Source organism: Pediococcus inopinatus, assembly GCF_002982135.1.
GTDB classification, from domain to species: Bacteria; Bacillota; Bacilli; order Lactobacillales; family Lactobacillaceae; genus Pediococcus; species Pediococcus inopinatus.
In genome coordinates this window covers 307,175-319,690 of the sequence record NZ_CP019981.1, presented here as the reverse complement: position 1 = coordinate 319,690, position 12,516 = coordinate 307,175, and the positions used below count along the sequence as shown (strand labels likewise).

The 12,516-nt window shown below is 38.4% G+C and carries 11 protein-coding genes; 2 read left to right on the top strand and 9 right to left on the bottom strand.

The window, feature by feature from the left end; all coding sequences use genetic code 11:
- Window positions 1–345: 345 nt before the first annotated feature.
- Together PI20285_RS01550 and PI20285_RS01545 are read left to right on the top strand one after the other, a co-directional pair.
- Window positions 346–1,680, top strand: coding sequence for an APC family permease (locus tag PI20285_RS01550; RefSeq protein WP_057774106.1), 1,335 nt, complete (start codon window positions 346–348; stop codon window positions 1,678–1,680).
- An 18-nt stretch (window positions 1,681–1,698) separates the two neighbouring features.
- Complete coding sequence (locus tag PI20285_RS01545) at window positions 1,699–2,601, top strand: magnesium transporter CorA family protein (RefSeq protein ID WP_057774108.1); 903 nt, start codon at window positions 1,699–1,701, stop codon at window positions 2,599–2,601.
- Between the two features lie 148 nt (window positions 2,602–2,749).
- On the opposite strand, the gene PI20285_RS01540 is transcribed toward PI20285_RS01545, so the two are convergent.
- The 9 genes from PI20285_RS01540 to PI20285_RS01500 all read right to left on the bottom strand — a co-directional run bounded on the left by PI20285_RS01540 (window position 2,750) and on the right by PI20285_RS01500 (window position 12,424).
- Window positions 2,750–3,706, bottom strand: a complete 957-nt coding sequence (locus tag PI20285_RS01540; RefSeq protein ID WP_410250475.1) for an ATP-binding cassette domain-containing protein — start codon at window positions 3,704–3,706, stop codon at window positions 2,750–2,752.
- Window positions 3,687–4,781, bottom strand: a complete 1,095-nt coding sequence (locus tag PI20285_RS01535; RefSeq protein WP_057774110.1) for an ABC transporter ATP-binding protein — start codon at window positions 4,779–4,781, stop codon at window positions 3,687–3,689. The genes PI20285_RS01540 and PI20285_RS01535 overlap by 20 nt, the downstream gene beginning before the upstream one ends.
- Window positions 4,782–4,796: 15 nt before the next feature.
- Window positions 4,797–5,684 (bottom strand): oligopeptide ABC transporter permease OppC, encoded by an 888-nt coding sequence (gene oppC, locus PI20285_RS01530; RefSeq protein WP_406827451.1) that lies wholly within the window; start codon window positions 5,682–5,684, stop codon window positions 4,797–4,799.
- A 52-nt stretch (window positions 5,685–5,736) separates the two neighbouring features.
- Window positions 5,737–7,227 (bottom strand): ABC transporter permease, encoded by a 1,491-nt coding sequence (locus tag PI20285_RS01525; protein WP_057774114.1) that lies wholly within the window; start codon window positions 7,225–7,227, stop codon window positions 5,737–5,739.
- Between the two features lie 82 nt (window positions 7,228–7,309).
- A complete protein-coding gene (locus tag PI20285_RS01520; protein ID WP_057774116.1) occupies window positions 7,310–9,286 on the bottom strand; it encodes a peptide ABC transporter substrate-binding protein in 1,977 nt (658 codons plus the stop codon).
- Between the two features lie 249 nt (window positions 9,287–9,535).
- The gene (locus PI20285_RS01515; protein WP_057774119.1) at window positions 9,536–10,189 is read right to left on the bottom strand and encodes an amino acid ABC transporter permease; all 654 of its coding nucleotides are present in this window, start codon (window positions 10,187–10,189) and stop codon (window positions 9,536–9,538) included.
- Window positions 10,190–10,202: 13 nt separating this feature from the next.
- Window positions 10,203–10,841, bottom strand: coding sequence for an amino acid ABC transporter permease (locus tag PI20285_RS01510; protein ID WP_057774121.1), 639 nt, complete (start codon window positions 10,839–10,841; stop codon window positions 10,203–10,205).
- Window positions 10,838–11,671: a transporter substrate-binding domain-containing protein gene (locus PI20285_RS01505; protein WP_057774123.1), complete on the bottom strand. Its 834-nt coding sequence runs from the start codon at window positions 11,669–11,671 to the stop codon at window positions 10,838–10,840. Before PI20285_RS01505 ends, PI20285_RS01510 begins: the two co-directional genes overlap by 4 nt.
- 12 nt (window positions 11,672–11,683) lie before the next feature.
- Window positions 11,684–12,424 carry an amino acid ABC transporter ATP-binding protein gene (locus PI20285_RS01500; RefSeq protein ID WP_057774125.1) on the bottom strand — a complete coding sequence of 247 codons (741 nt, stop codon included), beginning with the start codon at window positions 12,422–12,424 and terminating at the stop codon, window positions 11,684–11,686.
- Window positions 12,425–12,516 lie beyond the last annotated feature (92 nt).

Here is a 12,516-nt window from a genome sequence, read left to right as displayed (position 1 = left end):
TTAATATGCACCGCTATCAGTAAGCAAATTTACCTTTATCGATTTAATTCCGTCCTTTTTATTTTTCTGCTAAGCATTAGGACAACTCCACAAGTCAGGCGCTTAATTATAAGCAAGGCTCACTGCGGGATGCGATCCCGCCTCCGCCTTGCTTTCCTTTATCCTTTTTCTGCTAAGCATTAGGACAACTCCACAAGTCAGGCTCTTAATTATAAGCAAGGCTCACTGCGGGATGCGATCCCGCCTCCGCCTTGCTTATAATTAAGAGCCTTAACGACTTGTTGCGTTCACTTAGTCTTTTACGTTACAATATTACATAAAACAAATTTTCGGGAGGTATTCTTAATGAACAATGAAAAAGACGAAGTTACCCTCAGTCGGTCGCTCGGCCTTTGGTCCGCACTCGCACTTGTCATCGGAACCATTATTGGCTCTGGCGTTTTTGTTCGCCAAGCCGCTGTATTGGACGATGCCGGTTCAACCACCAACGCCATGTTGGCTTGGCTCGCAGGTGGCATCATCACCTTAACCGCCGGACTGACCATCGCCGAGATTGCCTCCCAAATGCCCAAAACGGGTGGACTCTACTACTACATGGAAAAAATTTACGGCAAAGTATGGGGATTCTTAGCTGGCTGGATGCAAATTATCATCTATGGTCCAGCCATGATCGCTTCTCTTGCCGCCTATCTTGGCATTCTCTTAGTCGACTTTTTTGACATGCCCCATAGCTGGACCGTGCCGATTGCCCTCATTACCGTTATTTTAGTCGCTTGTTTAAACTTGCTATCTAACCGCTACGGCGCAACTTTTGCCATTGTGACCACCATTTGCAAACTTGTCCCGGTCATTGCACTCATTGGTTTTGGGTTATTCTTTGGTAAAGAAAATGCTTTTTCTCAAAGTTTTACCACTGTTCACCAATCTGCTGGAAATTTTGGTATAGCCATCTTGGCCACTTTATTTGCTTTTGACGGCTGGATTTTGGTGGCCAATCTTGGTGATGAAATTAAGAATCCTGAGAAACGACTGCCCCAAGCAATTACATTTGGGATTCTCTTAGTCTTAGTCATTTATCTATTAGTCAGCTTTGGCGTTTTTCGTAGCATGCCTGCTGAACAAATTCACAAACTTGGGATCGGCGCAATTCCTTATATGGCTGATAAAGATTTTGGGGCCATTGGGGGTAAGATCCTCAGCATTGGCATTATCATCTCAATTGTCGGGTGTATGAATGGAAAAATCATGACCTTCCCCCGAATTATGTATGCCATGGCCCGCGATCACGAATTACCATTTGCCAAGCAACTTTCTTACCTGAACCGTAACACACACACCCCGGTTGTGTCGGTTTTAACAACTGTCACAATTTCAGCGATTATGATTCTATTTTTTAACGCTGATCGCCTTTCGGAACTATGTATTTTCACTGTCTATTGTTTTTATGTCATGACCTTTGTTGGAGCCTTTATCTTAAGAAAGCGGGAGCCAAATTTAAAACGCCCATTTAGCACACCGTTCTTCCCAATTACCCCCATTATTGCAATTTTGGGATCCCTTTTTGTTATTGTCAGCGAAATTCAATCTGACTTAATTGGTGTCGCTTTCTCCTTTGTATTTGTTTTACTTGGTTTTCCAGTATATTATTATTGTAAACACCATTATCAAAACAAAGCTTAAGGTCAGGAGGCTCATACTGTGATCAAGTCCTATGAAAGTGATCAAAAACAAAAATTTGAATTAATTCTTGTTCAAGACTGTACGGAAACGGATAAAAAACAATTGATTCAAGATTTCGACTTACCTTCGACCGTTTTAGAATACGTTGACGATAAGGATGAACCGGCACGAACTGAGGTTGATGTAGAGGGCGATTATGCCCTTTTGGTTTTCTGGGCCCCATTAAAGGGATCTGCTCATTCTGAACCAATTTCTGTCATTTTCTTTGATAAAAAACTTTTTATCTTTTTGAGTTCTGAAATGCATTTTGTCAGCGACACTCTTAAAGAGTTGCGTGATCAAGCGTATGAAAAACGCATGTCTTTTGTGTTAGACCTCATTTTACCGATTGTCCGTAAATATATTGGTCGGGTAACTAAACTAGAATATCGTGCAGACCAAATTCAAGACAAGCTCAGTGCTCGAACCCGCATGAAACGTCTAGATGACTTGACCCTCATTAATCAAGATGCAATTTATTTACGCGCTTCAATTCAAGAAAATTCCAGTTGTTTTGAAGATATTAAATCTCTTTCAAAAGACACAGACATTCCCTTTGATAAAATCTGCAATCGAAAGTTGCATAATATTCAACTAGAAACCAATCAAGCTAGTCGAATGATTGGTTTGATTTCCGAAAGCGTTGAACAGTTAAGCAATACCTATGATCGTTTAATTAATAACAACCTAAATGATATCATGCGTTTTCTTACTATCTGGTCACTTCTATTAGCAGTCCCACCCATCGTTAGTGGCTTTTACGGGATGAACATGCATTTACCGCTGGTTTCTGGTTCACTAGCCTGGTTGGCTTCTATTATCCTAACAGGAGTCCTTATGTTGGCACTGATCATATACTTGCATAATCACCATTCAGTTTAATAATTCAAACAAAAAAATTGCTAATCAACTTAATGATTAGCAATTTTTGTTTTGCTTGGTCCATCTCGCAACCTGCTAAAACAGTTCGGGGTTGGAGTGAACTGCCCTAACAAGCTGCGAGATGGACCAAGCTTTCATTCATTAACGTTTATACAGAGGCCGTTTGAGCTAAAAGTTCTCGGTAACGTTCCTCTTCTTCATGATTGGCATTTACAAAATGTCCGGGTTTTATTTCGATAAATCTCGGCTTGTCATTTTCATAGTGATGAACCGATTCATCATAAACCAAAAGTTTCTTTTTACGTGCCAGAATTGGATCTGGAATGGGAACAGCTGACAATAACGACTTTGTATATGGATGAAGCGGATTTGAGAATAGCTCTTCCGTTGTCGCCAGTTCTAAAATTCTTCCATTATGAATAACTGCAATCCGATCTGAAATAAACCGTACAACCGAAAGATCATGAGCAATAAAAAGATAGGAAAGACTACTTTCGCGTTGAAACTTCTTTAATAAGTTTAAGACTTGCGCCCGAATCGACACATCTAAAGCAGAAATAGGTTCGTCGGCAACCACCAATTCAGGCTTCATAATTAGTGCCCTGGCAATTCCGATCCGCTGCCGCTGACCACCTGAAAACTCATGTGGATACCGATATAAATGTTCAGGGAGCAAGCCGACCTCTTCAATTATTGCTTTAACCTTATTTACACGATCTTCCTCAGAATCGAACAATTTAAAATTATAAAGTCCTTCAGAAATAATATATTCTATTGTTGCACGTTCATTTAAAGACGCTGAAGGATCTTGAAAGATCATCTGAATTTTTCGGGTAACGTCTTTCTTTTTAGCATCCGACATCGGTGCATTAATCTTCTCACCATGAAAATTAATGGTTCCTTTTTTAGTTGGATTAATACCAAGAATTGCTCGTCCAATTGTAGTTTTACCAGATCCTGATTCACCAACAAGAGAAAAGGTTTCTCCTTTGTAAATATCAAAATTAACATCCTGAACGGCCACAAATTCTTTTTTTCCAGAGCCGAATGCAATTTCAAGATCACGAACAGAAAGTAATACTTCTTTATTTGATGACAATTGCATCGCCGCCTTTCTCAAAATCCATAGTGGTTTCCGTTTCCATCATTTTTACAAAATGATCGTGTAAATTTTGGATTAATGCCGGTTTTTCAACTTTCGGTGCTCTCGGATCTAACAACCATGTTTTAGCCCAATGAGTATCCGAAACTCTGAACATTGGAGGCTCTTTTTTGTAATCAATTTCCATGGCAAACTTATTTCGAGGTGCAAAGGCATCCCCTTCAATATCTTTATACAATGATGGTGGCGTCCCAGGAATTGAATACAACCCGGCTTCTTCAGTTGCCAATTGTGGCAATGATGAAAGCAGGCTCCACGTATATGGATGACGTGGGTCATAAAAAATTTCATCGCAGGTTCCCAGTTCAATAATTTGGCCTGAGTACATAACCGCAATTCGATCTGCAATTGAAGCTACTACCCCAAGATCATGCGTAATAAAAATTGTTGTGAAATGATATTCTTTTTGAAGATCCTTAATTAGCTCCAAGATTTGCGCCTGAATCGTTACATCTAATGCAGTGGTTGGTTCATCACAAATCAAAATCTTGGGATGACAAGCTAAGGCAACTGCGATAACAATTCGTTGTCTCATACCTCCTGAATATTCAAATGGATATTCATTATACCGGTTTTTGGCATTTGGAATCCCAGTTCGTTCCATTAAATCAATCGCAATTTTTTTTGCTTCTTTTGCATTTTTCTTTTGATGTTTAACAACAACTTCGGCAATTTGGGAACCAATTGTTTTAATCGGATCTAGTGAAGTCATCGGATCTTGAAAAATCGTTGCAATTCCTTTTCCTCGGATACCATCCCACTCTTTATCCTTCTTTAAGTCACTTAGCACTTTATCCTCATAGGTCACCGTTCCATTCGAAATGTAACCATTTGTTTCAAGCATCCCCGTGAATGCTTTCGTTAAAACTGATTTGCCCGAACCGGATTCTCCAACAATCGCGAGTACTTCTTGATCCTTCAGATCCAAAGAGACATGACGAATCGCTTTTAGTTGACGACCACGCACTTGGAAATCTACAGAAAGATCCTTGGCTGATAATACAACATTATTTTTCATTTCTGTCTCTCCTTTCTACATATGTGTTCGTGGATCAGAAGCATCAGCCAAATTTTGGCCAACGATATACAATGAAACGGCTATCAAGGCAAGAACAAACACTGGCAGCCAGAATAGATATGGATAACTAGTCATGTACGGTGAATACTGAGAAATTAACCTACCTAAAGATGGCACATCAGAACTTAAACCAACACCTAAGAAAGAAAGAAATACTTCATAAGAAATGAATGAAGGTAATAACTGTGAAAGCTGCGTAACAATTACTGAAGTTAAATACGGCAAGATATTTCTGAGAATCATCCGCGTAGTTGGGGTCCCTAGCGTTTTAGAAGCAATGTTGTATTCCTGATCACGACGTAACATAACCTGAACCCGAATAAAGTATGCTGTTCCTAACCAGGTGGTTACAGTCATCGCAAAAATTAAATTCCAAAATCCATTACCAAACGTATAGGACAACACAATAATGATGAGTAGGGTTGGTACGTTTGAAAAAACATTGTAAATTTCAAGCATAAGACGATCAAACTTTTTTGAGAACCCCCAAAAGGCTCCCACAATAACCCCAATAACTGTTGTAATTAGTGAAGCAATAACCCCAATTGAAATTGAAGTTCGAGCCCCTGCCCAAATCGCATCAAACAAAGACTGGCCATCGGCATCCGTTCCAAACCAATACTTCAGACTTGGCCAATTATACCGGGCTTTAAAATCATTAATTTTATTGACACTCATTAAGTTGTAACCACTGAATAGCGGTTGAATAAAAGCCATCAACAGGATAATTAAAATCAGAACAAACATGGCGATTGTAATCTTGTTAGAAAAGAAAACTGTTGCTACTGATTTCCAATACGAATACTTTGGCGTGTCAATTTTTTCAGTCGCTTTTTTATCCATTTTAACGAGTGCAAAATCGTCTTCTGTAATTTCTTGATTATTCTCTGCCATCTTAATCATCTCCTGACGTTGATAATTTAATTCGAGGATCTACAATCGTCATTAGAATATCACCCAACAAGATTGAGAACACAGCGATGGTGGTGAAAATAAATACTAATGCAATCACAATCGGATTATTATGAGTAAGAATTGCATCAGGTAACATTTTTCCCATTCCAGGCATTGCAAAAATGGTTTCAGTCATGGTAGCACCACTGATTAAACCAATGATAGATCCTGGCAATCCTTGCACAATTGGAATTGATGCATTTTTAAAAATATGTTTCCGATAAATTTCACCGTCATCCAGCCCTTTCGCCTTAGCAAATTTCACATAATCAGAAGATTGTTGATCAATCATATAGCGTCTAAACCAGATAACCAGACCAGAAACTGATAAGAGTCCCAAGATAACAGATGGCAAAACCCACGATCCAAAGACTTCTGCCCCTTTCGTTGGGAAGGAATCAGGAAATCCGAATCCTGCACTCCCAATGTAACGGAAAACATAAATAAAGGCCAAACTTGGTACTGCAATTAAAACAGTGACAATTCCGGTACCAACTTTATCAAACCACTTGCCTTTAAAACGAGCCATCAAGATAGCCATTGGAATTGAAATGACGTAAGAAATAATCAAAGCAATAAAACCAGCTCTAAAGGAGGTTCCGATCATTGATGGATCTTGATACTCTTGCTCTGTACCTGTGTAATGTCCACCATAACGTTCTTTTGCCATTGAATCTTGCTTCGCTGAAGTTTGATATTGACGCGTATAAACGTTGTCAGAACTATTCATCTTATTACCGTTTGGAAATACATACTCGCTACTCTTGGTCTCACCTTGATGATTACCAATAACGTCCATAACAGCTACTCCTGAGTAACCAGGATATGATGTTCCTAAATCAATATGGAAAATATTTTGATGGATGTATGGGAAAGCTTTATTAAAGTAAATTTGGTATTTATATTTCGTACCAGACCCAACTAATGCCCAACCAACAACCTTATCCTTTGTTATTTTCAAATATCTAGGCAAATTGGGATTCTTAGCATCATGAATAGCCCAGGGGTTATCAATATGAATCAGATTCCCATAAAACTTACCAAGCCGTTCTACTAAGGAAAGCTCACGCGTCACGTAATAGTTTTTGTTTTGTGGATAACGATGAACTGTAAAGCCATTCTTCTTAGCCCAGTCTTTAATCGCCGTTGCATTACTTTGCGTATGAGCAGTTGTTACTTCCTTACCACTATTAGAAACTTTCTTTAAAAGTGATTTTGTATCCAAGTACTCAATGTAATTCATTTTGTTATACGCATTATCTTTGTAATCAATCAATTTATCGGGCTGAGAATTCAGTTTACTAATCATAGAATCTGATTTGAAGACATCTCGTCTTGGGACTAATGAATAAATCATAATAAAAGTTAAAGTCGTTACCAAAAAGATACTGACAATAGATCGTACAATTCGAAATAATAAATATTTCTTCATAAACTTCTTCCTCCTCGCATCTTCTAAATAGAAAAAGGGCTAGTTAACGGCTAGCCCTCCTTCTTTTTAAGCGTTAAATCTATTAATTATTGTCAGCAGCTTTGGCAATCTTTTCACGTTTTGAAGTCCAAGCAGCTTTTGCTTTCTTATTTTGTGAAATCGTAACAGCTTTCTTTTGAACTTTCACATATTTATAACGTTGTGCACCAAGCCCAGATTGTGCGTATGGCTTTGTGTATGGTACAACCTTTGTAACAGAAGGTGAACCACCAAGTGAATATACAGGAATCTGAATACCACTGTTAAGCAACCATGCCTCAGCTTTTGCAAATGCTTTGTAACGAGCATTTGTATCAGTTGTAATTGCTTCAGCTTTGCTTAACAACTTAGCGTATTGATCCAAGCCAACAGCTTTTACAGCGGCTGTGTCGGAAGCAATCTTAGTTGTTGAACTAGCATCTAATCCAATTGTTTGTAACATTGAACCTGATTCAGGGTTGTAGATTTCAAGATATGATGAAGGATCATCATAATCTGGAGACCAACCAGAAGCATTACTAATATCGAAATCACTTGCTGCACCAGTGGTTGCTGCGTATGTTGCAGCATTAAACTTGTCTTCATTTAACATTTGAAGATCAATTGTGACATTCTTTTTACCAAGTGTTTTTTCAACTGAATTTTTAAATGATTTTGCTTCATTCAAGTTAGTTGTAGATTTCTCATCTACTGGTAAATCTAAATGAATTGTGCCAGTGACGCCTTCAGATTTGAGTGTCTTTAATGCTTTGGCAAGATACTCTTTTGCCTTTGCTGGTTTGTAAGTTCCATCTTGAGCATCTGCTAAGTTAACACTGCCAAATGCATCAGAATCGTTCTTGCTCAAATCAGTTTCAACTTGTGAGCCGTAGTCTTTACCATCAATTGTAACGAATGAAGGAGGAGTCATCTCGTTACGTAAGGCTTTATTGGCACCGCTCTTACCGTTAATTTGTGCCGCGTAGTTGGTCTTATTAAAGGCAAATTGAACAGCTAGACGAAAATCACGGTTCCAAATAGCTTTTTTAGTATTAGCTTTAGCCTTAGATGTTTTCTTAGATGTTGCACTGTAAGCACGACGATTTAAGTTAAACGTAAAGTTATATACAGATGCATCTTGATCAGACCAGATAATGTTATTTTTACTTTGTTTAACAACATCTTTGTAACCAGCAGAGCTTGGGTAAACTCGAGCGGCAGTGTAATCGCCACTCTTAAATGATTTGTAGAGACCATCTGGATTACTACCATCATTGTATGTGAGTTTTACAGTTTTAAGATGAACATCCTTTGTATCCCAGTAACTACTGTTCTTCTTAAACTCGATAACTGATTTAGAAGTGAAGTTGGATAAGACGAATGGGCCATTATAGAGAATTCCATCGGCTTGTGCCTTACCAAAGTCTTTACCCTTTTGAGCTAAGAACTTAGCATTAACTGGGAACATAACCCCATAAGTTAATTTAGAATTCCAATATGTTTCTGGTTGATTCAAAGTGTATTGCACTGTGTATTTGCCAGTTGCTTTAATACCAACCTTTGAAAAGTCTTTTGTCTTGCCACTTACATAATCGTCAAGGCCTTTAATGCTGTCTTGAACCACATATAAGGTTTCTGATTTAGCAGCAACCGCATGCTTCAAACCAGTTACAAAATCCTGAGCTTTGACGTCGGCGTAATCATTACCTTCGCTATCAACCCATTTGACGCCCTTACGCAAATGATATGTATAAGTCTTGCCATCTTTGCTGACTGACCATGATTTAGCTAAGGCCCCTTTAAGTTGCCCCTCTGGATTGCGTTCCAAAAGTCCGTCCTCAAAGTTTGAATAAATGTCACTATTTGATGCCCGTGATGACACTGTATAATCCAAATTATCTGGATCAAGTGTATACACATAATTATAACTTGAAGCTAATTTACTAGAACTACCTGAGTTTGCTTTGCTATTACCACAGCCAGCTAACACAAGTGCGCCAACCAAAAACGTTGCGACTAGCCATCCTTTTTTTACCTTCATACGCCCAACTCCCTTATTTTTTTATCTCCTCAAACGCCCGTGCTCTTTTTATGAGATTATTTAAATAATAGCTTCACTTTTTTTTAATGTCAATGATAAATTTAATATTTTTTAAATTTTGTCTAATACTATATTAGATAAATGCCTTTATAAAGGGATTAAAAATGATTTTAAAAAGTTAGAAAGATTAGAAACAAATGAGATAAAAAAGGATGCATGCTTTCGCATGCATCCTTTTCAATCGATTTTTTAAGCCAAGCGTTTTTCCAAATAGTGTGACAAAATTGAAAGCATATAACACACCACAAAATACATAACAGCTAATGCCAGAAACATCGGTAAAATATAATTACTGTTTTGTCCGTAAATAATTTGTGCGTGATACATTAAATCCGGTAACACGATGATTGTCGCCAAGGAAGTATCCTTAATCAATGAAATGAATTGGCTCACAATTGTTGGAATCATTTTCTTTTGTGCTTGTGGCAAAACAATGTGCCACATGGCCGCCCAGTATGAAAGCCCGTTTGCCCGGGCCCCTTCCATTTGACCAGAGTCCACTGCACCAATCCCACTACGAATAATCTCTGCTAACATGGCTGATTCAAAGATCGTCATCGCTAAAATGGATGACCAAATCGGATTTAAACGAATCCCTATGTTTGGAAGACCAAAGTAAGTGAAGAAAATAATCAGCAACAATGGTAAATTACGAATCAAATCAATGACAAAGCCAACAACAGCTGATAAGTATTTAACTTTGATATAACGAATCAGCCCTAAAATAGCTCCTAAAATATAACTAAATACAATCGAAACCACCGAAACCTCAATCGTAATCCAAAGTCCTTCAAGGAGATAATGAATATTTACCCAAGAATAAGCATTAATAAAATTTTGCAATTTTCTTCACCCCCTAATCCAAACGTTTTTCAAGATATCGCATATAATAGCTAAGCGGCATCGTGATAATTAAGTACAAAATTCCTACTACAAAGTAGGCATTCAGTGTATCAAAACTTGTTGAAGCGATTGTATTACCTTGATACATCAAATCAAATCCCGCCACAAAGGCCAAGACAGAGGAATTCTTCACTAAATTAATAAATTGGTTACCCAATGGTGGAATAACAATTCGGAATGCTTGTGGTAAAACAACAAACCGCATTGCTTGCGAAAAGGTCATCCCGTTTGCGCGGGCCCCTTCCATTTGGCCAGGATCCACTGACTGGATTCCCGAACGGACGGTTTCTGCAATAAATGCCGATGTATAAATCGTCAGGCCGATCGTTCCGGCAGTAAAGCCGTTTACCTTCACAAAGAACATTGGAATGACCACGTAAAAGAACATGGTAATTACCAATAAAGGAATGTTTCGGAAAATTTCAATATAGACTCTCGCAATAATTCTCAGTGTTTTACTGGGAACCACTTCAAAAATGGCAAAAAACGAACCAATAATCAGACTAAAAAAGAGCGCTAAAATACTGCATAACAACGTTTGACCTAATCCATAGAGGAGGTCTTGCCAATGATTCGCGATAATACTAATCATTTCTCTGCCTCCTTATAGTCAAATCCAGAAATGTTACCAAACCACTTTTTAACAATGCGATCGTACTCACCATTTTCGCGAAGTTTTACCATGGCTTGATTGATCTTATTTACAAATGGTTTTTGTCCCTTGTTCACGGCAATTCCATAAGGTTCCTTAGTAAAGGCGCCACCCACAACTTTATATCCTGGGTTTTCAGCAGCCATTCCTAGAAGAATCCCATTATCCGTTGTCAGGGCCTTTCCTTGACCAGACTTCAAGGCTTGTAGTGCTTGGGCGTAATCTTGTAATTCCAAAACTTTGGCCTTAGGCGCCACTTTTTGGAAGTTTTCAACCGAATTAGCACCTGTAACAGCCAAAACCTGAGTTCCTGTCTTGTTTAAATCTTTGACACTTTTAATTGAACTGCCGTCTTTTACCATCAAGGATTGACCGGCATTAAAATAATGATCAGAAAAATCAACCACTTTTTGACGTTCAGGTGTAATGGTCATTGTGGCAATAATGGCATCAATATTACCGTTCTTCAACAGTGGAATCCGAGTTTGACTAGAAACCTGAATAAAACTAGCTTTTCCACTTGGTCCTAGAATTTGTTTTGTGAGCGCCTTGGCCATATCAACATCAAACCCTTTAATGGTCGAATCATTTACGTCCATCAACCCAAACAGTTTGGTGTCAGCTTTGACACCCCAAACAATTGTGTTGCTCTTCTCTGCATTGCTCAAGACACTTTGACTCTTGGTTGTCGTTGCACCACAACTACTAAGAATCATGACGAGCGCACACAGCGAGGTCAGCAATCCTAAATATCGAATTATTTTTTTCATGCGGATCCCCCTCTAGTGCTTAATAATCTTGCTAAGAAACTGCTTTGCTCGTTCATTTGAAGGCTGCCCATCAAAGAATTTCTCCTTGGTATCATCTTCCAAAATATGTCCATCAGCCATGAAAATAACCCGATCACCCACTTCACGCGCAAATCCCATTTCATGTGTAACAACCAACATTGTCATGCTGGAATCTCGCGCGATATCTTTCATAACGTTCAAAACATCATCGATCATTTCTGGATCAAGGGCACTTGTGGGTTCATCAAACAAGATACACTTAGGTTCCATGGCTAAACTACGAGCAATGGCGATTCGTTGTGCTTGGCCACCAGAAACTTGAGCAGGATAACTTTGTGCCTTGTCGGCCAACCCTACCTTGTCCAAAAGCTGCATAGCAAGTTCTTTATTCTTAGCTTCATCCTTTTTTAAAACAATTCGAGGAGCTAACATAATATTTTCCAAAACCGTTTTATTTTGATAAAGATTAAAATGTTGAAATACCATTCCGACATTTTTACGGATTTTGTTCATATCCGTTTTCTTATCAGCCAGATCAAATCCATCAACAATTAGTTGGCCTTGATTGATGCGTTCCAATCCGTTGACTGTTCGAATCAACGTACTTTTTCCAGAACCAGATGGTCCAATTAAAACAACTGTTTCTCCGGCTTCAATTGTCAAATTAATATTGTGTAAGGCATGGAAATCTCCATAGTACTTTTCAACATCGTGAAATTCAATCATTGACATGTAATCTTCCTCTTTTTCTTCAATATACGACTTGTGCTTAAATTCATCTCTGCATTTACTCGTCGTGTTTGGTACTCCTTAGCAAAATGAAA